Here is a 13,293-nt window from a genome sequence, read left to right on the forward strand (position 1 = left end):
GAGGCCAGGCCGGGTGCCGGACGGAAGTTCTGGTGCGTCAGGCGCGGTGGGGGAGGAGTTCCTGAACCTTGGTGCGCAGGCCGGCGGAGATGATGCCCCAGCGGTTCTCGTCGCCCTTGAGCAGGGCCTCGGCGGCGTCCTTGGCCTGCTCGAAGGTGGTGTGCGGCGGGATCGGGGGGAAGTCCGGGTCGGTGCGGACGTCGAGGACGGTCGGGCGGTCGGCGGCGAGTGCCCGGTCCCAGGCGGGGCCGAGCTGGCCGGGCTCGTCGACGGCTATTCCGCCGAGGCCGACCGCGCGGGCGAAGTCGGCGTAGGAGACCTCGGGCAGCGTCTGCGACTCGGTGAACTTCGGCGCGCCCTGCATCGCCCGCATCTCCCAGGTGACCTGGTTGAGGTCGTTGTTGTGCAGCACGGCGATGACGAACCGCGGGTCGGACCACTCGTGCCAGTAGCGGGCGATGGTGAGCAGCTCGGCCAGGCCGTTCATCTGCATGGCGCCGTCGCCCTCGAACACGACGACCGGCCGGTCCGGGTGGGCGTACTTCGCGCCGATCCCGTACGGCACGGCGGGGCCCATCGTCGCGAGCGTCCCCGACAGCGAGCCGCGCATGTCCCCGCGCAGGCGCAGGTCGCGGGCGTACCAGTTCGCCGCCGAGCCGGAGTCGGCGGCCAGGATGGTGTTGTCGGGCAGCCGGGCGGAGGCCTCCCAGAACAGCCGCATCGGGTTGATCGGCTTGCCCTCGACGTGCGCCTCCCGCTCGACGGTCTCCCACCAGCGGGCGACGTTGCCCTCGATCGTCTCCCGCCAGGAGCGGTCCTCCTTGCGGTCGAGCAGGGGCAGCAGCGCCCGCAGGGTCGCCGCCGCATCCCCGACCAGGTTGATCTCGTACGGGTAGCGCATCCCGATGTAGCGGGCGTCGAGGTCGATCTGCACGCCGCGGGCCTGGTGCAGATCGGGCAGGAACTGGGTGTAGGGGAAGCTTGAACCGATCGTGAGTAGCGTGTCGCAGTCCCGCATGAGCTCGTAGCTCGGCCGGGTGCCCAGCAGGCCGATGGCGCCGGTGACGAAGGGCAGATCGTCGGGCAGCACGTCCTTGCCGAGCAGCGCCTTCGCGACGCCGGCGCCGAGCCGGTCGGCGACCTCGATCAGCTCCGCCCGGGCGCCGCGGGCTCCCTGGCCGGCGAGGATCGCCACCTTCTTCCCGGCGTTGAGCAGCTCCGCGGCGGCCCGCACGCCGGCGTCGTCGGGGGACACCGCCGGCCAGCGCACCCCGAGGCTGGACGGCACCATCTTGAACGCGTGCGTCGGCGGGGAGTAGTCGAGCTCCTGCACGTCCGCGGGCAGGATGACGCAGGTCGGGGCCCGCTCGGCGAGGGCGACCCGCAGGGCCCGGTCCAGGACGTTGGGGAGCTGCTCGGGGACGTTGACGACCTGCACGTACTCGCTGGCCACGTCCTTGAACAGGCTGAGCAGGTCGACCTCCTGCTGGTAGGAGCCGCCCATCGCGCTGCGGTTGGTCTGGCCGACGATCGCGACCACCGGGACGTGGTCGAGCTTGGCGTCGTACAGCCCGTTGAGCAGGTGGATCGCGCCCGGCCCGGAGGTCGCCGCGCAGACCCCGACCTTCCCGGAGAACTTCGCGTACCCCACCGCCGAGAACGCGGCCATCTCCTCGTGCCGGGCCTGGATGAACCGCGGTCGGTTCTCGGCCCGCCCCCAGGCGGCGAGCAGCCCGTTGATGCCGTCGCCGGGATAGCCGAACACGTGCTCGACGCCCCAGTCGCGCAGCCGGGCCAGGATGAAGTCGCCCACGGTCTGGCTCATGAAGCCGTTCCTCTCGTCGCGCGTCGCCATTGCCCACGCCGGCCGCTGTCCGCGCCCGCCGGTGCCAACGCCCGCCGGTGCCAACGCCCGCCGCTGCCAACGCCGGTATGTCGGGTCCCCTACCCGCGCCCGACGTCCAAAACCGGCGGCGCTCCCGCCCGACCGAAAGCGGCGTGGATGACGCGGCCGTGGGGTTCCGGCCGGTTCTGTCGGTGCCCGGTCATAGGCTGCGGCCCGAGCGCGAACGGCCGTCGCGCGGCTGGAGCGGTCCGTCCTGTCCGTCGACGTGAGGAGTACCGATGTCGGAGTTCACCGGTTTTCCGCCGGAAGCCCTGGTCTTCTACGACGGGCTGGAGGCCGACAACAGCAAGGCGTACTGGACGGACCATCGCGAGATGTACGCCAAGGCCGTGCGCGGCCCGATGGTCGCCCTGCTCGACGCCCTGGAACCGGAGTTCGGCGAGCCGCACCTGTTCCGGCCGAACCGCGACGTCCGTTTCTCGAAGGACAAGTCGCCGTACAAGACGGTGATCGGCGCCCACAACGAGCACGGCGGCTACGTCCAGGTGTCCGCGGCCGGGCTGATGGTCGCCACCGGCTACTGGCAGACCGCGCCGGACCAGGTGGAGCGGCTACGGGCCGCGGTCGCCGACGACGTCACCGGCCCGAAGCTCGAAGCCGTCGTCGCGGGCCTGCGTAAGGACGGTTACGAGATCTCCGGCACCCGACTGAAGACCCGTCCGCGCGGCTACGACGCCGACCATCCGCGCATCGAGCTGCTGCGGCACCGCACGCTCACCGTCCACCGCGAGTTCGGCGAGCCGCCCTGGCTCGCCGAGCCCGAATGCGTCGACCGCGTCGCCGCCGCCTGGCGTGACATGCGCGTCCTGCGCGACTGGCTCGACCGCCACGTCGGCCCCACCCGCCTCCCCCAGGACCGCCGCCGCTGACGGAAGGGTCGAGCCCGCGCGTTCCGCGGGGGTCCCGCCCGGCCCGGCAACCGAGGCGGGGCCGGGCCGGGCGGGAGGATCTATTGCGCGGGCGGCGTCACTGCGCGGGCGGCTCGTCGGCGAGGAGGTCCTGCAGCTCGCGCAGGGCGATCGTGAGCTGCTCGGCGAAGGCGTGCAGGCCGTCGGCGACCGCGCGTGGGGTGCTCAGGTAGAGGTTGAACCGGTCCGGCAGCAGCACGTAGGCGACGCCGATGCACTGGCTGCTCGTCGAGCCGAAGCCGAAGAACTCGACGTTGACCGACGGCGCCGAGCTGGTGCTCAGGAAGTCGTCACGCGTCTTCAACCAACCTGGGGTGTCGTAGAGCGCGATCGGCTCGCTCACCCCGAGTTCGGCGCCGCGGCGGCGGGCGATGAACTGCAGCTCCCACAGATGCTGCTCGGGCGCGCGCCCGGCCTGGCAGTCCTTCGCGCGGCGCACGTGCGCGTCGGCGGCGGCACGGAACGCGGCCCGCTTCGCCGCCGGGTCGGCGGCCGGGTCCTGCATCGCCGCGACGAACTGATGGATCTGCGGGGTGACGACCCGCATCGCCTCGGTGCGTCCGCGCCGCCACTGCCGCGTCGCGATCGACTCGTAGGTGGCGCCCACATGCCCCTTGGCCCGGACGTGCGCGAGCTGGTAGGCGAGCTGGACGAAGGCATCCGGCGAGGTCCGCAGCGCCTTGGCCCGGTTCTGGCCGAAGTCGTCGAAGGACAGCACGGTCGAGGCGGTCGCCGCGGCGAAGTCCGTGAACGACGCGCCGGCGTCGGCGATGTCCGCACGCAGGTCGGCGTCGAGGACGAACCCGACGGGCTCGACGGCGGGCAGGCCCTGCGGCTGGGCACCGGAGCTCGCCGAGTGCTCCTGCGGTGAGGTGGACAGCAGGTCGTCGACGAAGCTGAGGATCGTCGTGCCGTCCAGGCCGCAGTGCTCCACGTTGATGCCCGCCCGGCCGTCCGGGAACACGATCAGCGAGACGGCCTTGTCGAACCAGCGGTTGCCGGCGTCGCCGTGCAGGAGCTGGTCGCAGGCGGCGAGGTTGTCGGCCGGCGTGGCCTCCTCCAGGCAGAGGCAGAACAACGCGGTCTCGATGGTGTCAAGCGCGGCGGCGTTGGCTGGGTCGAGGGCGGACAGCCGCTCCCGGCTCTGCGCCCAGGCGGCGCGCGCCTTCGTGGTGAGCTGGCCGACCGCGGCGTCGGCCGGTACCCGCGTCGGCGCCGCCTTGAGCACGGCGGTGAGGCCCGCGGCGAGGTCGTCGAGCGTGTACGGGTGCCCGTCCGGGCCGACCACGTCGAGGCGGACGATGTTCCCCCGGTGGAGGACCACGATGTGGCGCGCGGGGGAGGGGCCGGGCCAGGCGTCGCTGTACGGGGTGCGCACGGTGTCCTGCACGGCGCCGGGGATCCGGGTGGTGGAGAACAGGTAGGTGTTCTGGGCCATCGACAGCACCTGACCGCGTTGCCGGACCGGTTCGATCCGCTCGTCGTCGAGGCGCAGCTTGTAGTCGACGGCCGCCGCGATCAGGCCCGCGGCCCGCTCGACCTGCGGCTGCTCCGCCGCGCCGGCGGCGTCGTCGTCGGTGAACAGGAAGATGTAGTTGGCGTTGAGCGCGATGCGGTCCCGCCGGCCGAGGTAACGGGAGTCCCAGAAGTCGTCCAGCCAGCTCTGCACGCCCTCGGTCGCCTCGTAGCGCTCCAGCGCGGCGTGCAGGACCGGACCGGGGCCATCGGAGCCCTGGAAGGCGGTCACGGCCGCCGCGGTCGTCGCGCGCTCGGCCGGGGTGAGCAGGGGGGCGGACCACTCGAGGAAACGCTCGCAGCTCGCCGCGAGCGTGGGCAGCGGCACCCGGGGCAGCAGGTCGTCGTAGGCGAAGGTTCCGGTGGTGCGCTGGTCGGATGGGGTCGCGTTCATCCTGGGCCTCGGCTTGTCTCAGGGGGGCTCGGCTGGTCTCAGGGACTCGGCTGGTCGTGGCGGTGGGGCTGGCTGTGGCGGTGGGGCTGGTCGCGGCGGTGGGGCTGGTCTCGGTGTCTCGACTGGGCGCGGAGTCCCGGCCTGGTCCGAGCGCGCCGCCGGGGGCGCTGATCGGGTTGTGTCGGGTCCGGCGTCGCCGGGTCCGCCGGAGCTCGAGGGTCCCATGAGACGACCGGATCGTGCGGGTCGTCGCCACCCCTGGGTGGTACCGACTGGCTCACCACGGCGCTCGGGTCCGCCGCCACAGTCCTCGCGTCCGCCGCCACGGTTGTCAGGTCTGCCGTCACGGTTGTCAGGTTCGCCGTCACGGTTGTCAGGTTCGCCGCCCGGTCAGGGTGCCGGCGGGCTGCTGGCCGAAGACGGGCCGATTCGCCCCGCGGCCAGCGGCGCTGCGCGGTCTGGAGACATGCAACTGGGCGTAGAGCCAGCCCTCGGTCTCCAGCCCGCGGGGGTCCACGCCCACCGAGGCCAGCGTGTCGAGGACCTGCTCCTGCTCCTGGGCGGAGGCGAAGCGCCGCTGCGGGAACACCCCGTCGACATGGACGGTCTCGTAGCCGAGCTCGTCGAGCGTCTCGGTGAACGGCGCGAAGGGGAACATCCGCAGCACGAAGTGGGCCATCCAGGGTCGCCGGTCGCCGGCCGCGCGGGCCACCCGGGCGAGCGTCCGTTCGCTGACATAACCGATACAGCCCGTGGAGATGACGAGGTCGGCGCCGTCGAGGCGGGCGCGTTCGGCCTCGGTGGGGTCCCGCTGCTCCAGGTCGGCGCAGACGGCCTCGTCGAGGAAACCCGCGGCCAGCGCGTAGGAGATCGCCGGCGCGGAGGTGTCCAGACCGACGAAGCGAGTCCCGCTCGGCCGGCGGTGGGCGCGGACGAGGTCGCGGTCGCGGTCCAGCAGGGCATCCCGACCCGGACTGGGCTGGCCGCCGTAACGCTCGAACAGGTCGTCCATCGTCAGGTCGCAGCGCAGCAGTGCGGCGTTGATCCCGTAGGAGCAGCCGATGTCCAGCACGGTCGGGGGGAGCCGACGCTGTGCCCGGCACTCGTCGATGAGCCGGCTGAAGAACGGCTTGGCGAGCTGGGGGATGTGGTAGCCGAGCGTCCGCAGGGTGCTGAAGTAGGCCTGCGGGTCGGGTTGCGTGTAGATGTGGTCGAGGGCGACCTTGCCGGTGTCGTCGAATTGCAGGCCGTCGTCGAACCGCAGGCCGTCGTCGAACTGGCCGGCCGGATCGGCACCGACGTCGATGGGTTGGGCGTCGACGGGATGGGCGTCGGTGGTGTTGGCGTCGGTGGGGTCGGCGTCGGTGGGGTCGGCGTCGGAATGCACGCGGGACGCTCCTCCTCGAACGGCGGTGCGGCTGTCGGGACCGGCGGGGGCTCGCGGGGGCTCGACGAGGGCGGGTTCAGTCCAGCAGTGCGTCGACGCGCACGGCGCTCGCCTCCGCGGCCAGGTGGCCGGGCAGGACGCGACCGAAAAGCTGGCGGGTGCGGGCGACGCTGCCGACCACTCCCGGCCGCTCGGTGTACGCGAAGATCGCCGAATGTCGGGCGATTTCGCCCTGGACGGGGCTGACCCGGTGCATGGAATAACGTCCGAGGAAGAGCTGCAGGTCGCCGGGGCGAAGGACCAGGCGCCGGACGAGGTGAGCGCCCTCGCCGGCCAGCACGGCTCGGACGGCGGGAAAGTTCTCCGCCTGCGCCGTGCGGATGTTCGGGCAGTACTCGAACTCGCCGCCGAACTCCGGCTCCTGGGTCAGCATGCTGACCGCGAACTCGTTGGTGTCGAAGTGCCAGGGGTGTTCCAGCCCCGGGGTGATCACGTTCAGGCAGAGCCCGGCCAGCGGATCGGCGAGTTCATGCACCTGCACCAGCCCGAAGCAGGCCGCGACGAAGCGCTGGAACGGCTCGCTGCGGTAGAGCCAGTGGATGGCGAAGTCGGTGGGAATCTGGTCCCGGGCGACGAAGGCGTTACCCCGGCGCATGGCGATCCGGCCGGGGTGGTCGGCCGGCAGCGCGGAGTCGATCGCAATGTTGTAGGCGTTGACGGTCTCGATCTCGTCGTAGGCCAGCGGGGCCACGGTGGCGCATTCTCGGGCCAGGGCGGGAAACACGGTGGGATGAATGAATCCAGGTAGCACGCAACAACCGTCTGTGCGCAGATCGTGCCGCGCGCGGGAGACGGCGGTCCACCACAGCGGGTTGGCCGGGTCGGCGAGGGGATAACTCGTCGTGTCGACCAACTCGCTGATTGATCGAGCGTCCGCCGCACTCATGACACTCCTCTCCACCACCCGTTCACGGCTGTTCCCGGCAACGTGAACCTTCCGTGACCGGAACGGGAATTACCCCATGTTGACCCGGAAGTCACGATGGTGAAGGTTAGTGTGAGATGCGACACGATCGGTGGTTTGGCCGGCCGGAACTGTTGGCGTGTGCCGTTGTCCGGCTGCTAGGGCCAGGCTCGATCGACCGTAGCCGCCAGGACCGCAAAGGCAGGTGACCTGCACCTTTACGGTCGGCGGCGGACGGTGGGCCATACCGCGCCCGCCCGTGTGGACCGGGTTCACCTACCCGAACGTGCCACCAGGTGCGGCGGATCGCCGCGCACCCGGCCGCGCACCCGGCCGCGCGCCCGGCCGCGCGCCCGGCCGCGCGCCCGGCCGATCGCCTGGCGTTACGTCGACCTCCGGACCGACCCTGCGCCCGCGTAGCCTGCGCGAGCGCAGGAGCCGCGGGTCCGTGGGGGCGAGCGCGGGCTGACAATCCGATCCCCGGCGTTCCGCGCGGCCTGGTCCGTCGTCTCCTGGCCCGTCGTCCGGGTCACGTCCGGCCGGCCCGGCCCGCAGCGGCGCGGCTCCCCGCACGGTGCCCGGAGAGTGCCGCGGGCGGCGATCGAGATTCTCCGAACAGGCGAATCGGCGAGCGAATCTGAATACCATCTGTGCCAGCCCGATTCCGATTCCGCTTCCGGTGACGGCCGTGGGGAATCGCGGCCGGGGGAGAATCGAGAGGACGCCCGCAGTGGCCTCAGCCCCGCACGCGGACCATGTCGTCGCCGTTGTCTTCGCCGACGCGGCGCTCATCATCGCCCTCAGCGCGCTGTTCGCGCAGGTGGCCCGCCGATGCCGACAGCCCGTGGTGATCGGCGAGATCCTCGCGGGCCTCGCGCTCGGCCCGAGCCTGCTCGGCCTGCTGCCGGGAGATCTGCCGAGGACGCTGTTCCCCCCGGACATCCGGCCGTACCTGAACATCCTGTCCCAGCTCGGCCTGGTGCTGTTCATGTTCGTCGTCGGCTACGACCACGACCTCGGTGACGTCCGCCGTAGGGGAGGGCTGACGGCCGCCCTGACGGCCGCGTCGATCCTGGTGCCGTTCGGCAGCGGTATCGGCGCTGCCGCCATCCTGCATCCGTGGCATCGGAGCGTCGAGGGAAAGGCGGTCGGCCTCCTGCCGTTCGCGCTGTTTCTTGGCACCGCCATGTCCATCACCGCGTTGCCGGTACTCGCCCGCATTCTCACCGAGCGGCGTATGGCCGGCGACGTCGTCGGGAGAATGGCGCTGACCTGTGCGGTCATCGGGGATGCCGTCGGCTGGTGCACACTCGCGGTGGTCGTCGCCGTGGTGAATGCGAGCGGCCCGTGGGGATTCCTGCGCATGGTCGGCGAGCTCGCCGGCCTCGTCGCCGTGCTGGCGGTCGTCGTGGCGCCGCTGGCCCGGGTGCTGGCGCAGCGGGCGGCGGCGCGGGCGGATCCGCGCAGCGTCGGCCCGGCCCTGCTCACCTTCGCCGTCGTCGGCCTGCTGATCTGCTCGTGGGCGACCGCCGAGATCGGGCTGCACCCGGTGTTCGGGGCGTTCGCGTTCGGCGCCGCGCTGCCCCGGTCGAGCCTCGGCCGGCTCGCGCCGGACCTGGGTGTGAACATCGAGCGGTTCGGGGCGATCCTGCTGCCGGTCTTCTTCGTCGCAGCCGGCCTGTCGGTGGATCTCGGCGCCGTGGACGGGCGCGGCCTGCTGGAGATCCTGCTGATCGTGGCGGTGGCATTCGCGGCCAAGATCATCGGGGCGGGCGGTGCCGCCGCACTGGCCGGGCTGGGCCGCCGAGGGGCGACGACCTTCGCCGTGCTGATGAACACCCGTGGGCTCACCGAGATCGTCGTGGCTCAGATCGGCCTGGACATGGGCGTGCTCGACCGGACGACCTTCACGGCGCTGGTCGTGATGGCGCTGCTCACCACCGCGGCCACCAGCCCGCTGCTCGACCGCCTGGGCATTCCCGTGCCGCCGGTGACTCCCATCCCGGCCTCCCGGTCACCCCTCGACGCCACCGCGCCAACGCCGACCAGCGAGGCGAGCCGGCTGTCTCAGAAGCCGGCGAGGTAGGTGGCGGTCTTCGCCGGGTCGAGGAACCAGTGCTGGAAGTCGCTGGGATCGTCGAAGCCGTTGACGAAGCGGCGGGCGACGGCGTCGTGCGTCCCCGCCGCGCCGAGGATCTGCTGGACGTGCTCCGGCGGCGGGGCGAGCAGCGCGTTGGTCCAGGTGGTGACGTGCTGGGCGTAGTCCCAGTACCGGTCGAAGGCGCCCTGCATCCAGGCGCGGTCGAACGGCCTGTCGCCGTGGGCGAGGATGCTGTCGAGGTAGGAGGCGGCACACTTCGCGGCGTTGTTCGCGCCCTGCCCGGTGATCGGGTCGTTGGCGACGACGACGTCGGCCATCCCCAGCACCGCCCGGCCCGACGGCAGCTCGCCGACCGGCCGGCGCACAACGGGGGTGTAGCCGCCGGCGAGCGTGGCATGGGTGTCGGTGAGCTCCACGTCGGTGCAGCGCTCGTGCTCCCACGGCACGTACGTCCGGGTCAGCTCGAGGATGCGGCGCAGGTGTTCGGCGGGCTCGGGGTGGTCGTCCCAGCAGTCCAGCGGGCCGCCGGGGATTCCCTCGAAGAACAGGATGTCGCAGTTCCCGCTGAGTGTGTACGCCGGGATGACGAACAGTTCCCCGACCCCGGGGGCGATGTTGAAGCGGACGCCGGGGGCGTCGGGGTGCTCGGGGCGCGGCGCGAGCCCGTGCACGTATGCCAGCGACAGCACCCGCTGCGGCGCGGTGTACGGCGAGCGGGCGGCGTCCCGGTCGAACAGACCGACCAGCTCGCCCTTGCCCGCCGCCACGATGACGAGGTCGTACAGCTCGGCGAGGTGGTTCAGGTCGGAGGTGGTGACCCCGGAGATGATGAGTTTGCCGCCGCGTTCCTCGAGCAGCTCCGACCAGCCGGCCATCTTCACCCGCTGGTCGATGGACTGGGCGGGATGATCGAGCCGGCCGAACCAGTCCAGCGCCCGGGTGCCGTCCGGCGCGGCCAGCGACACGCCCAGCCCCTCGATCCCGACCGCGTCGGCCTCCCACAGGTTCAGCCCGTGGTCGCGCTCGTGCTGCAGCGCCGTGTGGAACATGGCCTGGGTGGACATCACCCGGCCGGTGCGGATCTCCTCGGGGGTGCGCGCCGACATCATCGTGACGTCGTAGTCGTGCTCCCGCAGAGTGAGGGCGAGCTGCAGGCCCGACTGGCCGGCGCCGACGATCAGGATCTTGCGCATGGGTGCGTCCTCCTCGGGGTCAGGCCAGGGACGGTGGGTCAGGCCAGGGACGGTGGGTCAGGCCAGGGACATGGCGTAGCGGACCAGCGCCCGCAGGGCCTCGGCGGTCGACGCCGGGTCCCGCGCGTCACAGGTGATCAGCGGAATGCTCGGTCGCAACGCGAGGGCGTCCCGCACCTCGTCGAGGTCGTGCCACAGCCGGCCGTCGAACAGGTTCACCGCGACGAGGAAGGGCACCGTCGAGTCATGCTCGAAGTAGTTGACCGCGGCGAAGGACTGGTCGAGCCGGCGGGTGTCGGCGAGGACGATCGCGCCCAGGGCGCCGCGGGACAGGTCGTCCCACAGGAACCAGAACCGCGCCTGGCCTGGCGTGCCGAACAGGTAGAGCACCAGGTCGGAGTCCAGCGAGATCCGGCCGAAGTCCATGGCGACCGTCGTGGTGGTCTTCTCGCCGTGCGGGGGCAGGTCGTCGACGCCCTCGCTGGCCTCGGTCATCCACGCCTCGGTGTTGATCGGCGGCACCTCCGACACCGAGCCGACCAGCGTCGTCTTGCCGACGCCGAACCCGCCGGCGATCACGATCTTCGCCGAGATCATCAACTGGTCCGGGTCGGCGCCGGCGACCTGTCCCGGTGCGTGCCCGCTCAGACCGGCAGCTCCCGCAGCCCGCTGAGGATCCGCTCCAGCACACCGCGGTCGTGGGAGTAGGCGTGCGCCGTCGGATGGATGAACACCGCGCCCTGGGCGGCAAGATCGCTGATGAGCACGCGGACGACCCCGAGAGGGATCGACAGGATCGCCGACAGCTCGGCGATCGACAACTGCGCGCGGGCCCGCTCGTAGAGCGCCTTCGACTCGGGCATCAGTGACTCGCTCAGTGCCGGGTCGTAGCGGGGGACCGAGACCAGCGTCTCCACCAGCAGGTGGTGGCGGGTTCTGGTGCGTCCCCCGGTGAGGGCGTACGGGCGGATGCGCCGGCTGCGCGTCCGCGTCCGCGCCCGCGGTTCCGGCGTCACAGTTGCCGGCCGGCGAGGACGCGGCGCAGGTCCGCGCGGGTCTGCGGGGTCAGCGCGTGGCCGGCGTGCAGCACGAACTGGGTCATCTCGTAGGCCACGACCTTCATGTCGCAGTCAGCGTCGGTGAGCACCGCGAGGCCCGCGCCCGCGTCGATGCCCATGAACAGCAGGTATCCCGACGACATCCGGACAATGATCTGCTCGCAGGTCCCCTTGTCGAACAGCGCGGCGCTGTTGCGGGCGAGGCTCAGCATCCCGCTGGCGATCGCGGCGAGCTGCTCACCCTCGACGGTGCCGACCGTGTCCGAGGAGGTGAGCGACAGCCCGTCGGACGACAGGATCAGGGCGTGGGAAACCCCGTGCACTCTGGCGACGAAGTCGTTGATGAGCCAGGTGAAGTCGTCGTGTCCCTGGCGGTTGGTCGTATCCGTCACGGCTTCTCTCAGGCCCCTCGCTGCTCGTCACGGGCGGTGCGTTCCCCCTCGGTGAACGCACCGAGGTCGGCGAGCAGCCGCTCGTGGTCCGCCACCTGGGCCGCCCCTGCCGCGGGCGGGGCCGCCGGCGGCGGGGCCGCGAGCGGGCCGGTGCCGTTCTTCAGACTGCGTGACACCCGGCGGGGCAGGCCGCTGGCAGTGGTCTCGACGGCGGCCGGGCCGGCGGCCGGGTTCGCTGGCCGGCTCGCTGGCGGGTTCGGCACGGGCCGCAGCGCCGGAGAGGCGGTCGGCCGCGCGGAGTGGGCCGCCGGCGCGGTCGGGCGCGGTCGGGCCAGGTGCGCGGACCGGCGTCCGGGCAGCCCGGCGGCCGTCGCCACGTGCGCCGCGGACCCGACGGTACGCACGGCGGAGACGGCGGGCGCGACGGTGACGGTCTGGGCGCCCGACCAGCTCGCCTCGGGCAGCTCGCAGATCAGCGCTGCGGGCAGCAGCACCGAGGCGGTCGTCCCGTGCGGGTGGCGGCGGTCGAGCCAGGTGCGCATCTCGTGCCGGGCCGCGATCCGACCGACCACGGCCAACCCCATGTGCCGCACGGCGTCGTCGTCGAGGGTCGGGCCGGCGCGCAGCCGCTCGTTGAGCCGGCGCATCCGCTCCGGGGGCAGGCCGATGCCCTCGTCCTCGACCCGTAGCAGCGCGCTGCCCTGCTCGGTCAGGTGCACGCCGACGCGCACCGGCGCGCTTGGCGGAGACGACTTGGTGGCATTGTCGAGCAGTTCTGCCAGCAGCCGGCCGACGTCCTCGGCGGCGAATCCGACCACACCGAGCGGGACGACCCGGCCGATGGCGATGCGGGAGTAGTGGTCGATGGAGGACATGGCCGCGCGGATCACGTCGACCATCGCCGCGGTGTCCGACGCCGTCTCGCTGGCGTCCCGCCCGGCGAGGATGCGTAGGTTCTCGGCGTTACGGCGCAGCCTGGCGGCGAGGTGGTCGAGCTGGTAGAGCTCGTCGAGCCGCTCGGCGTCCTCCTCACGGGCCTCCATCTCCTCGAGCTGGGAGAGCAGGGAGTCCACCAGGTTCAGGTCGCGCAGCGCGACGTCGGCGCAGATCGCCGACAGCGCCTGCGCCGCGGCCGCGGTCATGGCCGCGGCCGGGTCGCCGTCCGCAGGGAGGGCGGTTCCCGCGGGTAGGGCGGTGTTCGCGGGAAGGGCGGTGTTCGCGGGAAGGGCGGTGGCCGCCGGCTGGGCGGTGGTCGGCGCCGGCATGGCTGTGGAGCCCGGCGCGGGTCTCGTCGGCGCCGCGGCGGGCGGGACCGCCGGGCGGGAGTGCGCCCCGGGCGAAGCGAGGAGCTGCGCGGCGACCTCGCGGGAGTTTCCGAGCAGTGCGCGCGATCGTTGGAACAGTTCTCGGGCTCGTGTCGTCATCCCGTCCTTACTGCTCTCTCTCGTGCGGGTCCCTCCCGCCTCCGGCACCCC

Annotated in this window: 11 protein-coding genes; 2 read left to right on the forward strand and 9 right to left on the reverse strand. The window is 72.3% G+C overall.

Translation table 11 applies throughout. From position 1 onward, the window contains the following. Positions 1 to 37 precede the first annotated feature (37 nt). Positions 38 to 1,825 (reverse strand): thiamine pyrophosphate-requiring protein, encoded by a 1,788-nt coding sequence (locus FF36_RS20990; RefSeq protein ID WP_044886879.1) that lies wholly within the window; start codon positions 1,823 to 1,825, stop codon positions 38 to 40. A gap of 299 nt (positions 1,826 to 2,124) precedes the next feature. On the opposite strand from FF36_RS20990, the gene FF36_RS20995 reads away from it, so the two are divergent. Further along, positions 2,125 to 2,775: a DUF2461 domain-containing protein gene (locus FF36_RS20995; RefSeq protein WP_044886843.1), complete on the forward strand. Its 651-nt coding sequence runs from the start codon at positions 2,125 to 2,127 to the stop codon at positions 2,773 to 2,775. A 97-nt stretch (positions 2,776 to 2,872) separates the two neighbouring features. Here the strand turns inward: FF36_RS20995 and FF36_RS21000 are convergent, their stop codons facing one another. The 3 genes from FF36_RS21000 to FF36_RS21010 form a co-directional block, all read right to left on the reverse strand. Continuing rightward, positions 2,873 to 4,723, reverse strand: coding sequence for a choline/carnitine O-acyltransferase (locus FF36_RS21000; RefSeq protein WP_044886844.1), 1,851 nt, complete (start codon positions 4,721 to 4,723; stop codon positions 2,873 to 2,875). A gap of 373 nt (positions 4,724 to 5,096) precedes the next feature. Then, on the reverse strand, positions 5,097 to 6,110 hold the full coding sequence (locus tag FF36_RS21005; RefSeq protein ID WP_063870478.1) for a class I SAM-dependent methyltransferase: 1,014 nt from the start codon (positions 6,108 to 6,110) through the stop codon (positions 5,097 to 5,099). Positions 6,111 to 6,186: 76 nt separating this feature from the next. Continuing rightward, positions 6,187 to 7,056, reverse strand: a complete 870-nt coding sequence (locus tag FF36_RS21010) for a HalD/BesD family halogenase (protein WP_044886845.1) — start codon at positions 7,054 to 7,056, stop codon at positions 6,187 to 6,189. A gap of 748 nt (positions 7,057 to 7,804) precedes the next feature. On the opposite strand from FF36_RS21010, the gene FF36_RS21015 reads away from it, so the two are divergent. Next, on the forward strand, positions 7,805 to 9,160 hold the full coding sequence (locus FF36_RS21015; protein WP_044886846.1) for a cation:proton antiporter: 1,356 nt from the start codon (positions 7,805 to 7,807) through the stop codon (positions 9,158 to 9,160). Here the strand turns inward: FF36_RS21015 and FF36_RS21020 are convergent. Genes FF36_RS21020 through FF36_RS21040 form a run of 5 tightly spaced genes read right to left on the reverse strand, consistent with a single transcriptional unit; the run spans position 9,142 to position 13,242 of the window. After that, positions 9,142 to 10,368 carry a styrene monooxygenase/indole monooxygenase family protein gene (locus tag FF36_RS21020; RefSeq protein WP_044886847.1) on the reverse strand — a complete coding sequence of 409 codons (1,227 nt, stop codon included), beginning with the start codon at positions 10,366 to 10,368 and terminating at the stop codon, positions 9,142 to 9,144. The two genes, FF36_RS21015 and FF36_RS21020, sit on opposite strands and share 19 nt — an antisense overlap. Positions 10,369 to 10,425: 57 nt before the next feature. Next, on the reverse strand, positions 10,426 to 10,965 hold the full coding sequence (locus FF36_RS21025) for a GTP-binding protein (protein WP_044886848.1): 540 nt from the start codon (positions 10,963 to 10,965) through the stop codon (positions 10,426 to 10,428). Between the two features lie 47 nt (positions 10,966 to 11,012). Further along, positions 11,013 to 11,384 carry a DUF742 domain-containing protein gene (locus tag FF36_RS21030; RefSeq protein WP_044886849.1) on the reverse strand — a complete coding sequence of 124 codons (372 nt, stop codon included), beginning with the start codon at positions 11,382 to 11,384 and terminating at the stop codon, positions 11,013 to 11,015. Beyond that, positions 11,381 to 11,818, reverse strand: coding sequence for a roadblock/LC7 domain-containing protein (locus FF36_RS21035; protein ID WP_044886850.1), 438 nt, complete (start codon positions 11,816 to 11,818; stop codon positions 11,381 to 11,383). Before FF36_RS21035 ends, FF36_RS21030 begins: the two co-directional genes overlap by 4 nt. Before the next feature lie 8 nt (positions 11,819 to 11,826). Beyond that, positions 11,827 to 13,242: a sensor histidine kinase gene (locus FF36_RS21040; protein ID WP_044886851.1), complete on the reverse strand. Its 1,416-nt coding sequence runs from the start codon at positions 13,240 to 13,242 to the stop codon at positions 11,827 to 11,829. Positions 13,243 to 13,293: the final 51 nt, after the last annotated feature.

It is taken from the genome of Frankia torreyi (assembly GCF_000948395.1).
GTDB lineage: Bacteria > Actinomycetota > Actinomycetes > Frankiales > Frankiaceae > Frankia > Frankia torreyi.